General features: G+C 35.2%; 13 protein-coding genes, 1 pseudogene and 1 other annotated feature. All 14 genes and pseudogenes read right to left on the minus strand.

All coding sequences use genetic code 11. The features are described from left to right. Nucleotides 1-100 precede the first annotated feature (100 nt). Complete coding sequence (gene fusA, locus HGI79_RS20795; RefSeq protein WP_185652585.1) at nucleotides 101-2,170, minus strand: elongation factor G; 2,070 nt, start codon at nucleotides 2,168-2,170, stop codon at nucleotides 101-103. A gap of 76 nt (nucleotides 2,171-2,246) precedes the next feature. Beyond that, nucleotides 2,247-2,717, minus strand: a complete 471-nt coding sequence (rpsG, locus tag HGI79_RS20800) for a 30S ribosomal protein S7 (protein WP_185652586.1) — start codon at nucleotides 2,715-2,717, stop codon at nucleotides 2,247-2,249. Between the two features lie 168 nt (nucleotides 2,718-2,885). Next, nucleotides 2,886-3,263, minus strand: coding sequence for a 30S ribosomal protein S12 (gene rpsL, locus HGI79_RS20805; RefSeq protein ID WP_185652587.1), 378 nt, complete (start codon nucleotides 3,261-3,263; stop codon nucleotides 2,886-2,888). 117 nt (nucleotides 3,264-3,380) lie between these two features. After that, complete coding sequence (locus HGI79_RS20810) at nucleotides 3,381-3,623, minus strand: ribosomal L7Ae/L30e/S12e/Gadd45 family protein (RefSeq protein ID WP_185652588.1); 243 nt, start codon at nucleotides 3,621-3,623, stop codon at nucleotides 3,381-3,383. 111 nt (nucleotides 3,624-3,734) lie between these two features. Continuing rightward, nucleotides 3,735-7,271, minus strand: coding sequence for a DNA-directed RNA polymerase subunit beta' (gene rpoC, locus HGI79_RS20815; RefSeq protein ID WP_185652589.1), 3,537 nt, complete (start codon nucleotides 7,269-7,271; stop codon nucleotides 3,735-3,737). A 17-nt stretch (nucleotides 7,272-7,288) separates the two neighbouring features. Continuing rightward, on the minus strand, nucleotides 7,289-10,990 hold the full coding sequence (rpoB, locus tag HGI79_RS20820; protein WP_185652590.1) for a DNA-directed RNA polymerase subunit beta: 3,702 nt from the start codon (nucleotides 10,988-10,990) through the stop codon (nucleotides 7,289-7,291). A gap of 282 nt (nucleotides 10,991-11,272) precedes the next feature. Next, nucleotides 11,273-11,641, minus strand: a complete 369-nt coding sequence (gene rplL, locus HGI79_RS20825; RefSeq protein WP_185652591.1) for a 50S ribosomal protein L7/L12 — start codon at nucleotides 11,639-11,641, stop codon at nucleotides 11,273-11,275. Between the two features lie 34 nt (nucleotides 11,642-11,675). Next, entirely contained in the window at nucleotides 11,676-12,176 is a 501-nt protein-coding gene (gene rplJ / locus HGI79_RS20830) for a 50S ribosomal protein L10 (protein WP_185652592.1), read from the minus strand. 31 nt (nucleotides 12,177-12,207) lie between these two features. Beyond that, nucleotides 12,208-12,338: a sequence feature (ribosomal protein L10 leader region), on the minus strand. A gap of 38 nt (nucleotides 12,339-12,376) precedes the next feature. Further along, nucleotides 12,377-13,066: a 50S ribosomal protein L1 gene (gene rplA, locus HGI79_RS20835; protein ID WP_185652593.1), complete on the minus strand. Its 690-nt coding sequence runs from the start codon at nucleotides 13,064-13,066 to the stop codon at nucleotides 12,377-12,379. Nucleotides 13,067-13,120: 54 nt separating this feature from the next. Further along, nucleotides 13,121-13,546 carry a 50S ribosomal protein L11 gene (gene rplK, locus HGI79_RS20840; protein ID WP_185652594.1) on the minus strand — a complete coding sequence of 142 codons (426 nt, stop codon included), beginning with the start codon at nucleotides 13,544-13,546 and terminating at the stop codon, nucleotides 13,121-13,123. 73 nt (nucleotides 13,547-13,619) lie between these two features. Next, on the minus strand, nucleotides 13,620-14,141 hold the full coding sequence (gene nusG / locus HGI79_RS20845; protein WP_185652595.1) for a transcription termination/antitermination protein NusG: 522 nt from the start codon (nucleotides 14,139-14,141) through the stop codon (nucleotides 13,620-13,622). Between the two features lie 47 nt (nucleotides 14,142-14,188). Next, nucleotides 14,189-14,419 carry a preprotein translocase subunit SecE gene (secE, locus tag HGI79_RS20850; protein WP_185652596.1) on the minus strand — a complete coding sequence of 77 codons (231 nt, stop codon included), beginning with the start codon at nucleotides 14,417-14,419 and terminating at the stop codon, nucleotides 14,189-14,191. A 41-nt stretch (nucleotides 14,420-14,460) separates the two neighbouring features. After that, nucleotides 14,461-14,610, minus strand: a complete 150-nt coding sequence (gene rpmG / locus HGI79_RS20855; protein ID WP_178909736.1) for a 50S ribosomal protein L33 — start codon at nucleotides 14,608-14,610, stop codon at nucleotides 14,461-14,463. Nucleotides 14,611-14,801: 191 nt separating this feature from the next. Continuing rightward, nucleotides 14,802-14,876 (minus strand): annotated as a pseudogene (locus HGI79_RS20860) (elongation factor Tu); the annotation flags it as partial.

The raw sequence follows: 14,876 nt of genomic DNA on the forward strand, positions 1-14,876 counted from the left end.
GTCCTATTGTTCCTATGTTTACGTGTGGCTTATTTCTCTCAAATTTTTCTTTTGACATTTTTTATTCCTCCTCTAAATGACTAACTTTTATTTAATAAAACTAAGCGTTTTTGCTTCCTGTAACTTGTTCTTGAATACTCTTAGGTACATCTTCATAGTGATCAAATACCATTGAGTAAACTCCTCTACCTTGTGTTCTTGATCTTAACACAGTTGCGTAACCAAACATTTCTGAAAGTGGAACGAAAGCTCTTATAACTTGAGCACCTGCTCTTGGATCCATACCTTCTATTCTACCTCTTCTTGAGTTGATATCGCCCATTACATCTCCCATGTATTCTTCTGGTATTATAACTTCAACTTTCATCATAGGTTCAAGTAAAACTGGGTCTGCTTTTGCCATAGCATTTTTAAATGCCATAGAACCTGCAATCTTGAAGGCCATTTCTGATGAGTCAACATCATGGTATGATCCATCAACAAGTCTAACCTTAAAGTTGATAACTGGATATCCTGCAACTACACCGCTGTCTGAAGCTTCTTGAATACCATTATCGATTGGTCCGATATATTCTTTTGGAATAGCTCCTCCAACGATAGCATTTTCAAATACATATTCTCCGTCTGTTGGTTCCATTTCTATCCAACAGTGACCATATTGACCACGTCCACCAGACTGTCTAACAAACTTACCTTCAGCTTTAACAGCTTTTCTGATAGTTTCTTTGTATGCAACTTGTGGCTTACCAACGTTACATTCAACCTTAAATTCTCTTTGAAGTCTATCTACAATTATTTCAAGGTGAAGCTCACCCATACCAGAAATAATTATCTGGCCAGTTTCTTGATTAGTAAATGTTCTAAATGTTGGGTCTTCTTCAGCAAGTTTAGCTAAAGCTATACCCATTTTTTCTTGACCAGCTTTAGTCTTTGGTTCTATAGCAACATCTATAACTGGTTCTGGGAATTCCATACTTTCAAGTATAATTGGATTCGCCTCATCACAAAGTGTATTACCTGTAGTAGTTTCTTTTAATCCTATTACAGCTCCTAAATCCCCTGCACGAAGTTCATCAACTTCTTGTCTGGAATTTGAGTGCATCTTAACAAGTCTACCTATTCTTTCTTTCTTACCCTTAGTTGAGTTTAATACGTAGCTACCACTTTTCATTATACCTGAGTATATTCTTGTGAAAGCTAGTTTTCCTACAAACGGATCCGTAGCAATCTTAAATGCTAGTGCAGATAAAGGCGCGTTATCGTCAGCTGGTCTTTCATCTTCTGCACCTGTATCAGGATTTGATCCTTGAATTGGTGGTATATCTAATGGTGATGGCATGTATGCAACTACAGCATCGATCATTGGCTGTACCCCTTTGTTTTTATATGATGAACCACATACAACAGGTATTATTGTATTTGATACTACACCTTTTCTAAGTGCAGCTACTATTTCTTCTTCAGTTAACTCTTCTCCGTCAAGATATTTCATCATTAACTCTTCATCTTGCTCAGCTACTGCTTCCATTAAAGCTGTTCTGTATTCTGCAGCTTTATCTTTTAATTCAGCTGGAATTTCAACTGAATCCATAACTGTTCCTAAGTCATCTTCATATATTATAGCCTCATTTTTTACAAGGTCTACTATTCCCTGGAATTGGTCTTCTGCTCCTATTGGAAGTTGAATAGGAACTGCATTACAGTGTAATCTTTCTCTTAACATATTTACACACATATAGAAATCAGCACCAGTAGAGTCCATTTTGTTTACATAAACCATTCTTGGAACTTTATAGTTATCTGCCTGTCTCCATACTGTTTCAGTTTGCGGTTCAACACCACTTTTTGCATCTAAAACAGTAACTGCACCGTCTAGAACTCTTAAGGATCTTTCAACTTCTACAGTAAAATCCACGTGTCCTGGTGTATCTATTATATTTATCGCATAACCTTTCCATTGGCAGAAAGTCGCTGCAGAAGTTATTGTAATACCTCTTTCTTGCTCTTGAACCATCCAGTCCATAGTAGCCTGACCTTCGTGAACTTCACCAATTTTATGAGTCCTTCCCGTATAGAAAAGTATACGTTCAGTAGTCGTAGTCTTACCCGCATCAATGTGGGCCATTATTCCTATATTACGGAATTTTTCTAATGGATATTCTCTGCTCACTTTTATTCCTCCTCTATGGTTTAATTTTTAAATTTGACAAAACTGTTTCGGCGAAAAACCAAAACAGTTTTGAATATTAATATCTATAGTGTGCAAAAGCCTTATTAGCTTCAGCCATTTTATGAGTGTCTTCTCTTTTCTTAACTGCTGCACCAGTATTGTTAGCTGCATCCATTAGTTCGTTTGCAAGCTTTTCTCTCATGTATTTTTCTCCTCTTTTTCTAGCTGCAGCAAGAAGCCATCTTATTCCTAAAGTCTGTCTTCTCTCAGGTCTAACTTCGATAGGAACCTGATATGTTGCACCACCTATTCTTCTAGCTTTAACTTCTAATAGTGGCATTATGTTGTTCATTGCATCTTCAAATACTTCTATTGCTTCCCTATTTGTTTTGTTACGGATTATTTCAAAAGCGTCGTAGCATACTTTTTGAGCTACACCCTTCTTTCCATCTTCCATTACATTGTTTATTAATTTAGTAACAACTTTGCTGTTGTACATTGGATCTGGTAATACATCTCTTTTAGCTATATGTCCTTTTCTTGGCACTTTTCTTCCCTCCTTAACAATATTAATTTAAGTTCATCGGTACTCAGTTATTATATGTTTATTACATATTTAACCGCAAAGTGCTTTGTACTTCGGCAAATTACTTATAAAATCTATATTTAAATGCTGAAGACAAGCACTATTACTCTAAATCAACTTAATCCAAAACTATTTTTGTTTTGGTCTCTTAGCACCATACTTTGATCTACTTTGTAGTCTGTTAGCCACTCCAGCTGAGTCTAACGCACCTCTTACGATGTGGTATCTTACACCTGGAAGGTCTTTAACTCTTCCACCTCTTATTAGAACAACGCTGTGTTCTTGTAAGTTGTGTCCTACGCCTGGAATGTAAGCAGTAACTTCATAACCATTTGTTAGTCTAACTCTGGCAATTTTTCTTAATGCTGAGTTTGGCTTTTTAGGTGTTGTAGTTTTTACTACTGTACAAACTCCTCTCTTCTGAGGACATTCCTTTAATGCTGGTGCTGTTGATTTTGTACCTATTGTCTTTCTGCCTTTTCTTACTAATTGGCTTATAGTTGGCATATCTACACCTCCTTTGAGATTATAAATCAATTTAGGTATTAATCCTAAACTAATTACTTAACTTGTAGTGTTTAATTTATGTTAAATATTATCAGAAAGCTATTTTAGTTTAGAAAACTATTCATTTAAAATAGCAGCTGTAGCAGCCCCAACATCTATTCCACAAAGTTTTCCTAATTCCTTCATAGTATTTATATATACTATATCCAGGGAATTTTCATCAACTAATACCTTTACTGACTGTATTAACCTATCGTCGGCATCCTTTGCTACATAAACAGATTTAACATTTCCGTTTTTTATAGCTTTAATTGTCTGCTTAACACCAACAACCTTGTTACCTTCAAGCCTGTAAACCATTATCTCCATTCCCCCTTACAGTGCTATAGAGACAAAGTTTAAACTTTGTCTCTACTTAAACATACAGGTGTATTGTATCACCTTAGCACCATTATGTCAATAAATTAAATGTTAAGCTTCAGTAGCATTATCTAACTGTCTTTCTTCAATCTCTTTTTCTGTATTTATTTTAATTGATCTATACCTTGTCATACCAGTACCTGCAGGTATTAATTTTCCAATAATAACATTTTCTTTTAGACCTAATAGAGGATCTACTTTTCCTTTGATTGCAGCATCTGTAAGAACTCTTGTAGTTTCTTGGAATGAAGCCGCTGAAAGGAATGATTCAGTTGCTAGCGCTGCTTTTGTAATACCAAGTAATGATACTCTTCCCACTGCTGGACTTCCGCCCTGAGCTTCAACTTTTGCATTTTCCTCTTCATAATCAAAAATATCTATCATAGTTCCTGGTAACAATTCAGTATCGCCAGACTCTTCAATTTTTATTTTTCTTGTCATCTGTCTTACTACTACTTCAAGATGTTTATCATTTATATCAACACCCTGAAGCCTATAAACCTTTTGAACCTCTGACAATAGGTAATTTTTAACTCCTAGAACACCCTTGATTCTTATTACATCATGTGGATTTACTGATCCTTCTGTTATTTCATCTCCGGCATCTATTACATCTCCATTTGATACTTTAAGTCTTGATCCAAATGGAATATCATAGGTCACTTCTTCACCATTTTCTGTTATAACAGAAATAGTTCTTTTCTTTTTAGTTTCCTCCATTTTAACTGTACCAGAAACTTCACTTACTATAGCAAGACCTTTTGGTTTTCTAGCTTCAAATAATTCTTCAACTCTTGGTAGACCTTGTGTTATATCTGCTCCAGCAACACCACCAGTGTGGAATGTTCTCATTGTAAGCTGTGTACCAGGTTCTCCTATACTTTGTGCAGCAATTATACCAACTGATTCACCTATATTTATCTTTTGAGCAGTAGCCATGTTCATTCCATAACATCTTGAACATACACCATGCTTAGACTTACAAGTAAATACAGATCTTATTTTTATCTTTTTTACACCTGCTTTTTCAACTTTTTCCGCAGTATCTACATCCATATAACTATCTCTTGGTGCTATAAGTTCACCTGTTTCTGGATTAATAATATCTTCAGCAGAATATCTTCCTGTAAGTCTTTCTGCTAAACTTTCTATTATTTCGTTTCCTTCTTTTATTTCTGAAACTTCGTATCCATCATGCGTTCCACAATCTTCTTCTCTAACAATAACATCCTGACTTACATCAACTAACCTTCTTGTTAGGTATCCTGAGTCAGCTGTTTTTAAAGCTGTATCCGCATTACCTTTTCTAGCACCGTGAGTAGATATAAAGTACTCTAGAACGTCAAGACCTTCTCTGAAGGAAGCTCTTATTGGCAACTCAATAATTTTACCTGAAGGGTTTGCCATAAGACCTCTCATACCTGCAAGCTGCTTAATCTGACTCTTAGAACCTCTGGCTCCTGAATCAGCCATCATGAATATTGGATTAAACTTATCCAGATTATTCATAAGCTCGTCAGCTACATCTTCAGTTGTCTTAGTCCATTTTTCTATAACCCTTTCATATCTTTCATCTTCGGATATAAATCCTCTTCTATACATTTTTTCAATCTTATCTACAGCCGCATCAGCTTCTTCTAGTAATCTCTTCTTAGCTTCAGGCACTACCATATCAGACGTAGAAACTGTTATAGCTCCTATGCTTGAATAGTGGTACCCTTTTGCTTTTATTTTATCGAGCATTATTGATGTTTCTGTAGGGCCATGTTTTAGATAGCATTTATCTATAACTTTACCAAGATTTTTCTTTGTTACGAGGAAATCAACCTCTAACTTAAATTCATTTTCAGGCTTACTTCTATCAATGAATCCTAAATCTTGAGGTATAGATTCATTGAAAATAAGTTTACCAGGTGTAGTATCTATTATACCGCTTACTAGCTCACCATCTTTAATTTTGGTCATCTTAACTTTTATCTTAGCATGTATATCTATTTCATTAAGCTGATAAGCAATAAGTACTTCATCTGGTGAAGAAAACATTCTTCCTTCGCCTTTAACGCCTTCTTTATCTATAGTTAAATAGTAAGATCCAAGTACCATATCCTGTGTAGGCACAACAACAGGTTTACCATCAGATGGTTTCATTATATTATGTGCAGCCAGCATTAAAAATCTAGCTTCTGATTGAGCCTCAACTGACAAAGGTACATGGACAGCCATTTGGTCTCCATCGAAGTCAGCATTGTAAGCTGTACATGATAGTGGATGAAGTTTTATAGCTCTACCTTCAACAAGTACAGGTTGGAATGCCTGAATTCCTAACCTATGAAGCGTAGGAGCACGATTTAAGAGAACTGGATGATCTGATATTACTTCTTCAAGTACATCCCATACTTGCGTCTGTACTCTTTCTACCATTCTCTTAGCACTTTTAATATTATGGGCTACTCCACTTTCCACTAGCTTTTTCATAACAAAAGGTTTAAATAGCTCAAGTGCCATTTCTTTTGGAAGACCGCATTGATACATCTTAAGTTCTGGTCCAACAACTATAACTGAACGTCCAGAGTAATCAACACGTTTTCCAAGTAGATTTTGTCTAAATCTTCCTTGCTTTCCTTTTAACATGTCTGATAATGATTTTAGAGGTCTGTTTCCTGGACCTGTTACTGGTCTTCCTCTTCTTCCGTTATCTATAAGTGCATCTACTGCTTCTTGAAGCATTCTTTTTTCGTTTCTAACTATGATGTCTGGAGCACCTAAATCTAATAACTTTTTAAGTCTATTGTTTCTATTTATAACCCTTCTGTAAAGGTCATTTAAATCTGATGTAGCAAATCTTCCTCCATCAAGCTGAACCATAGGTCTTAAATCTGGAGGTATTACTGGTATTACGTCTATAATCATCCATTCGGGTCTATTGCCTGACTTTCTAAATGATTCAACTACCTCAAGTCTTCTAATAATTCTAACTTTCTTTTGACCAGTACTAGTCTTTAAATCTTCTTTCAACTCTATTGCTAGCTGTTCAAGTTCTATTTCCTCGAGAAGTCTTTTAACAGATTCTGCTCCCATGCCTGCATCAAAGCTTTCCTCACCGTACTTATCTACAGCCTCTCTATACTCTTTTTCATTTAAAAGTTGTTTCTTTAAAAGAGGTGTTTCTTTAGGGTCTAGAACTACATAAGAAGCAAAATATAATACTTTTTCAAGTGCTCTTGGAGACATATCTAATATAAGTCCCATACGTGATGGTATTCCTTTAAAATACCAAATATGAGATACTGGAGCTGCAAGTTCTATATGGCCCATTCTCTCACGTCTTACTTTAGCTTTTGTAACCTCAACACCACATCTATCGCAAACTATGCCTTTATATCTGATTCTTTTATACTTTCCACAGTGACATTCCCAGTCCTTTTGTGGTCCAAAAATTCTCTCACAGAATAATCCATCTCTTTCTGGTTTTAAAGTTCTGTAGTTTATAGTTTCAGGTTTTTTTACCTCACCTCTTGACCATTCCCTAATTTTTTCAGGTGAAGCCAATCCTATTTGTAACGCATCAAAATTATTTAATTCAAACAAGGGTACATCCTCCCTTCCTAGTGTTCATCACCAAAATCATCTATTTCGAGCTCGCCTTGAAGATCATCTAAAGATAAATCTTCATAATCCATATCTAGTTCTTCATCGCTGTCGTCATTTTCTATATAATCATCAGTAGGTGCTGGCGGTGGAACGAAATCTTCATTTCCTTCTATGTTAACACCTAATTCTTCAATTTCATCTTCAACTGATTCTCTAAGCTTTATTTCTTCATTGTCATCATTCAGTACTTTTACATCTAAACATAGAGCCTGTAGTTCTTTTATGAGAACTTTGAATGATTCAGGCACTCCAGGTTCAGGTATATTATCACCTTTAACAATCGCCTCATATGTTTTAACTCTTCCTACAACATCATCTGATTTAACTGTTAGTATTTCTTGAAGAGTATGTGCAGCACCATAAGCTTCTAGAGCCCAAACTTCCATTTCCCCGAATCTCTGTCCTCCAAATTGAGCTTTACCACCCAATGGCTGTTGAGTGACTAAGGAATATGGTCCAGTAGATCTAGCATGTATCTTATCATCAACCAAGTGAGCAAGTTTTAATATATACATATATCCAACTGTTACTGGATTATCAAAGGCTTCTCCAGTTCTTCCATCATAAAGAACAGTCTTACCATGTTCTTTATACCCTGCTTTTCTTAAGCATTCTACTATGTCTTCTTCTCTAGCTCCATCAAAAACAGGTGTTGCTATATGCCATCCTAATTCACTAGCTGCCCAACCTAGATGGACTTCTAATACCTGCCCTATATTCATACGTGAAGGAACACCTAGTGGATTTAGACAAATTTGAAGAGGTCTTCCGTCCGGTAAGAAAGGCATATCTTCTTCAGGTAATACTCTGGAAATAACCCCTTTATTACCATGTCTTCCTGCCATCTTATCTCCAACTGATATCTTTCTCTTTTGAGCAATGTAACATCTAACAAGCTTGTTAACACCTGGAGGCAACTCATCACCATTTTCTCTTGTAAACACTTTTACGTCAACTATTATACCTGCCTCACCATGAGGTACTCTAAGTGAAGTATCTCTTACTTCTCTAGCTTTTTCTCCAAAAATTGCTCTAAGTAATCTTTCTTCTGCAGTAAGTTCAGTCTCTCCTTTTGGGGTAACTTTTCCAACCAGTATATCTCCTGATCTTACTTCTGCACCTATTCGTATTATTCCTCTTTCATCTATATCTTTTAATGCATCCTCACCAACATTTGGAATATCTCTTGTTATTTCTTCTGGTCCTAGTTTAGTATCTCTTGCTTCAGCTTCATATTCTTCTATATGAATTGAGGTAAACACATCATTCTTAACTAATTCTTCGGATATAAGCATAGCGTCTTCGTAGTTATACCCTTCCCAAGTTATAAATCCCATTCTGATATTCTTACCTAATGCTATTTCACCAAGGTCTGTTGATGGTCCATCTGCTAACACAGTTCCTTTGTTAACTTTTTCGCCTTTTGACACAATAGGTCTTTGATTTATGCAAGTACCTTGATTAGATCTCTTAAACTTAAGAAGTCTATATGTGTCAATGCCACCATCACTATCCCTTTTAACTCTTACCTCATTAGCACCAACATATACAACTGTTCCTGCATTTTTTGATTTTGGAAGTACTCCCGAATCTACTGCTGCTTTGTATTCAATTCCTGTACCTACAACAGGTGCTTGTGGTTTCAATAATGGAACAGCCTGACGTTGCATGTTAGATCCCATAAGTGCACGGCTGGCATCATCATTTTCTAAGAATGGTATCATAGCTGTAGCTACTGAAACTATTTGTCTAGGAGATATATCCATTAGATCAACATCTTCACGAGGTACTACTATTACATCTTCTTTATTTCTTACTGTAATCTTAGTATCTATAAATTGCCCTTCTTCTGCTATTGGTTCATTAGCCTGAGCAACCAAATATTCATCTTCCTCATCAGCAGTTAGATATACAATATCACTTGTGACAACACCAGTTTTCTTATCTATTCTTCTATATGGAGTCTCAATAAATCCATATTCATTCACTCTAGCATAAGTAGCTAAGGAGTTAATAAGACCTATATTTGGACCTTCTGGTGTTTCTATCGGGCACATTCTTCCATAATGTGAATGGTGAACGTCTCTAACTTCGAAGCCAGCTCTTTCTCTAGAAAGTCCACCAGGTCCTAGAGCTGATAGTCTTCTTTTATGAGTAAGCTCCGATAAAGGATTAGTTTGATCCATAAATTGTGAAAGCTGTGAGCTACCAAAGAATTCTTTTATAGCAGCAGCTACAGGTCTTATATTAATTAACGCCTGTGGAGTTATAATTTCTTGATCCTGAATAGTCATTCTTTCCTTAACTACTCTTTCCATCCTTGAAAGACCTATTCTAAATTGATTTTGAAGCAATTCACCAACTGATCTAAGTCTTCTGTTTCCAAGATGGTCAATATCATCAGTATGGCCAATGTTATATGCCAATCCTAGTTCATAGCTAACAGTAGCATATACATCATCTCTTATGATGTGCTTAGGTATAAGAACATGAATATTCTTTCTTATTTGTTCTTTTATACTATCTTCATCGCTATAGTTATCTAGTATTTCCTTAAGTGTAGGATAATGCACTAGTTCCCTTATATTTAAATCATCTATATTAAAATCTATAAGTTTATGTATATTTACGAAATTATTTCCTATAACTCTTACTATCTTATCCTCAACATTAATATCTACTATATTTACACCATTATTTTGGATTTCTACTGCTTTTTCTCTATCGATTTTCTCGCCTTTTTGAACAAGTATTTCACCTGTTTGAGGGTTAACTACATCCTGTGCTGCTATCTGATTAGCAATTCTAAGATGTAAGGCTAATTTCTTATTAAATTTATATCTACCAACTCTTGATAAGTCATATCTTTTAGGGTCAAAGAATAAAGATTCAATAAGAGACTGAGCGCTATCTACTGTCGGTGGTTCTCCTGGTCTTAATCTTTTATATATCTCTAGCAATGCTTCTTCACGTGTTTTAGTATTATCTTTTTCAACAGTAGCCTTTAGTCTTTCTTCATCTCCAAAGTATTCTGTAATTTCTGCATCTGTGCCATAACCTAAAGCCCTTACAAGAATACTTATTGGCAATTTTCTCGTCTTGTCAATTCTCACATATATTATGTCATTAGAGTCTGTTTCGTACTCTAGCCATGCACCTCTATTTGGTATAACAGTTGATGAGAAAAGCTTTTTACCTGTTTTGTCAACCGTCATATCGTAGTATACACCTGGTGATCTCACTAATTGACTAACTATTACTCTCTCAGCACCATTAATGATAAAGGTTCCCTGTTCTGTCATAAGAGGGAAATCTCCCATGAATACTTCTTGCTCTTTTACTTCACCAGTTTCCTTGTTAAGTAGTCTAACCTTTACTTTTAAAGGAGCAGCATAAGTAGCGTCTCTTTCTTTGCACTCTTCAACGGAGTATTTAATGTTATCCATATCTAGTTTGTATCCAACAAATTCTAAATTTAAATTTGCTGTATAATCTTGAATAGGATTAACGTCATCAAATACTTCTTGTAGCCCTTCCTTTAGAAACCAATCATAAGAATCTAGCTGTACCTCAATTAAGTTAGGCATATCACCTACTTCTTTGAGTCTGGAAAAGCTCATTCTCGTTCTTTTACCAACCTGGACAGGATGTACCATTGACTTTCACCCCTTGCATAAACTAAAAATAACCAAAAACACTACCACTATAGAATGTGTTTCTGGATTGTTACATTACCATCAAGTTAGTATAACCTAATTTCTATAATTAATTCAATTTATGGAAACTAAGCTATAACATACATTTTTTCATAACTAATCAATGCAATTTATTATATTATCATAATACTAATCTACTGTCAACAAAAATTATGTTAAATGTAAATTTTTAAAAAAGAAGAGGTACTTTTATAAAAGTACCTCTTCTTTTATAGTAAAGAACTATTTTACTTCTACAGTAGCACCAACTTCAGCAAGTTTAGCTTTTATAGCTTCTGCATCATCTTTGCTTACGCCTTCTTTTAATGTCTTAGGAGCTCCGTCAACTAATTCTTTAGCTTCCTTTAATCCTAATCCAGTTAACTCTCTAACTGCTTTTATAACTTTTATTTTTTCTGATCCAGCGTTAGCTAACACTACATCAAATTCAGTCTTTTCTTCAGCTGCTGCAGCACCTGGAGCAGCAACTCCTGCTGCTGCAACTGGAGCAGCTGCACTTACTCCAAATTCTTCTTCACATGCTTTTACTAAATCGTTTAATTCTAAAACGCTCATTTCTTTTATAGCTTGAATTATTTCTTCTCTAGTCATTATTAGGCACCTCCAAAATTTCCTTTTTTATAATTTATGCTTCTTCTGATTCTCTTTTTTCTTTAATTGCATTCAATAAGTATGCTAAATTTGATAATGGAGCTTTGAAGCTTCCAAGTAATTTTGCAATAAGAACATCTTTTGGTGGTATATTAGCAAGTTGTTCAACTTTAGCAGCATCAAAGATTTCTCCTTGAACTATTCCACCTTTTAGTTCTAGTTTCTTATGAGTTTTTGCAAAATCATTAAGAATTCTTGCTGGTGCAGTTGGATCTTCATATCCAAATGCTACTGACAAAGGTCCTTCAAGAATGCTTTCAACTGCATCAAATCCTAATTCTTTAGCAGCTAATGTAGTTAAAGTGTTCTTATAAACCTTATATTCCACGCCAGCTTCTCTTAGAGTTTTTCTAAGATTTGTATCTTCTTCAACAGTTAACCCTTGATACTTAGCGAAAATAATACCTTGAGCCTTTTCCATTTTTTCTCTTATTTCTGTAACTTTAGCTTCTTTTAATTGTCTATTATTTCCCACTGTGTGTCCACCTCCTCACAGTTTAAACTGTAGTTATAAAATTAAAGGTCTCCCCGTAGACGCAGAGAGACCAATGATAATCACTATATCGGAACCCTCGGTAGGTTGGCAATGCCGTTACGCTTTCGCACCTACTGTCTACGGAATATTTACTTATTCAACCCTTAGAATTATACACAATTTAATTGCCTATGTCAATATTATTCTAATACTTTCGTTGGATTTATTTTAATTCCAGGTCCCATAGTACTTGAAACTACTACGGATTTTAAGTATTGACCTTTAGCTGCTGCTGGTTTAGCCTTTATAACAGCTTCCATTAATGCATGGAAGTTTTCTATTAGCTTTTCAGCTCCAAAAGATCTTTTTCCAATTGGAACGTGAACTATAGCAGTTTTATCTACTCTATATTCAACTTTACCAGCTTTGATATCAGCTATTGCTCTAGCAACATCGAAAGTAACTGTACCTGATTTTGGGTTTGGCATTAGCCCTTTAGGTCCTAATACTCTACCTAATCTTCCCACTACTCCCATCATATCTGGAGTTGCAACAACTACATCAAACTCAAACCAGTTTTCTTTTTGTATTTTATCAATATACTCTTCTGCACCTACATATTCTGCACCTGCAGCTTCTGCTTCTTTAACCTTTTCGCCTTTAGCGAAAACTAAAACTCTAACTTTCTTACCAGTTCCGTTAGGAAGTACAACAGCTCCTCTAACCTGCTGGTCTGCATGTCTTGGGTCAACACCAAGTCTTAAAGCTAATTCTACAGTTTCATCAAATTTAGCTTTTGATGTTTTTACAGCAAGTTCCATAGCTTCTGCTGGTGTGTATAGAGCGCTTTTATCTACAAGCTTAGCGCTTTCAATATAATTCTTTCCCATTACTAATCCTCCTCTGTGGTTTTAACGGTTTTTACCTCCCACTATATTAGTGAACTATTCTTCAACAACTATACCCATGCTTCTTGCTGTTCCAGCAACCATACTCATAGCTGCTTCCACTGATCCTGCATTTAGATCTGGCATCTTAGTTTCTGCTATTTGTCTAACTTGATCTTTAGTTACTTTCGCAACCTTAGTCTTATTTGGAACACCAGAACCACTTTCTATTCCTGCTGCCTTCTTAAGTAATACTGCTGCTGGAGGAGTCTTTAGTATAAAACTAAAAGATCTGTCCTGATATACAGTAATTACTACTGGAATTATCAATCCTGCTTGATTAGCAGTCTTAGCATTAAATTCTTTACAGAATCCCATGATATTTACACCATGTTGACCAAGTGCTGGTCCAACCGGTGGTGCTGGAGTTGCTTTTCCTGCAGGAAGTTGAAGTTTAATCATTCCTACTACTTTTTTAGCCATGAATTTACACCTCCTATAATGTGGTTATACGGGCCTAAAACCCTCCCACTATTTAAGGCCTTCGCCTTATAAACTAATCTAGTTTTTCTATTTGATTAAAATCAAGTTCAACAGGTGTTTCCCTGCCAAACATGTTAACTAGCGCTTTTATTTTTCTTTTTTCAATATTTATTTCTTGAATAACTGCTGGGAAGTTTTCTAAAGGACCAGATTTAACTCTGATATTTTCTCCTACTTCCATATCTACGTTAACAGGTTTTTCGACTATTCCCATAGCTGTAACCTCATCATCAGTAAGAGGTACTGGCTTTGATCCCGGTCCTACAAACCCTGTAACACCCCTAGTATTTCTAACTACATACCATGAGTCATCAGTCATTATCATGTGTACTAAAACATATCCTGGAAATACTTTTTTTAATGATATTTTTTTCTTACCATCTTTAATTTCAACTTGTTCCTCCATAGGAACTTGAACATCATCTATCCAATCGTATAGATTTCTATTTTCTATGGTTTTCTCAAGGTTTGCTTTAACCTTGTTTTCATAACCAGAATATGTATGAACTACGTACCATCTAGCTCTCTCTGCCATAACTTAAGGGACGGGAATCTTATCTCGACCCCTACCTCCTTTTGCGTTTATTTAAAGATTACTCCAACTAAACTTTTGAAACCAAAATCTAGCAATCCAACTACTAACATATATATAAAGCAAAATGTTACAACTGTTGCTATTGCCTTTTTTACGTTATCTTTAGAGGCCCAAGTAATTCTTTTAGCTTCTGCTTTTAACTCTTTGAAAAAGTTAACAAAACTATTTCCTGACGTTACTGGTTTGCTTACTTTTTTTGCATTATTTTGTGCAACCATTTTATTCACATCCTCAAAATAATTTATAAAATGCCTCTGTACTATTTTGTTTCTTTGTGAGCTGTGTGCTTATGGCAAAATGGGCAGTACTTTCTCATTTCTAATCTATCTGGATCATTTTTCTTGTTTTTCATTGTGTTATAGTTTCTTTGCTTGCAATCTGTGCATGCTAATGTTACTTTAATTCTCATTATTTACACCTCCCGGCTATGTGTATATATAAACAGCAATCTGTCGTTTTTTGTTACTTAAAATTATGCATTACTTATACAATTTATCACAACTTAATATATATGTCAACGAAATTAAAAACCTACTTTGTTACGTTTATATTTGTACTTTTAAAAGGACCAGGTCTAGAAACCCAGTCCTATAGTAATTACTACTCAACTATTGAAGAAACAACGCCTGAACCTACAGTTCTTCCGCCTTCTCTTATAGCGAATCTTAATCCTTC

The organism is Clostridium sp. DJ247, assembly GCF_014231265.1.

Coding starts and splice junctions, on each gene's coding strand:
- rpsL (WP_185652587.1), bottom strand. CDS start 3,263: ATGCCAACTATAAGCCAATTAGTAAGAAAAGGCAGAAAGACAATAGGT.
- HGI79_RS20810 (WP_185652588.1), bottom strand. CDS start 3,623: ATGGTTTACAGGCTTGAAGGTAACAAGGTTGTTGGTGTTAAGCAGACA.
- rpoB (WP_185652590.1), bottom strand. CDS start 10,990: ATGGTACATCCTGTCCAGGTTGGTAAAAGAACGAGAATGAGCTTTTCC.
- rplL (WP_185652591.1), bottom strand. CDS start 11,641: ATGACTAGAGAAGAAATAATTCAAGCTATAAAAGAAATGAGCGTTTTA.
- rplA (WP_185652593.1), bottom strand. CDS start 13,066: ATGGGAAAGAATTATATTGAAAGCGCTAAGCTTGTAGATAAAAGCGCT.
- rplK (WP_185652594.1), bottom strand. CDS start 13,546: ATGGCTAAAAAAGTAGTAGGAATGATTAAACTTCAACTTCCTGCAGGA.
- nusG (WP_185652595.1), bottom strand. CDS start 14,141: ATGGCAGAGAGAGCTAGATGGTACGTAGTTCATACATATTCTGGTTAT.
- secE (WP_185652596.1), bottom strand. CDS start 14,419: ATGGTTGCACAAAATAATGCAAAAAAAGTAAGCAAACCAGTAACGTCA.
- rpmG (WP_178909736.1), bottom strand. CDS start 14,610: ATGAGAATTAAAGTAACATTAGCATGCACAGATTGCAAGCAAAGAAAC.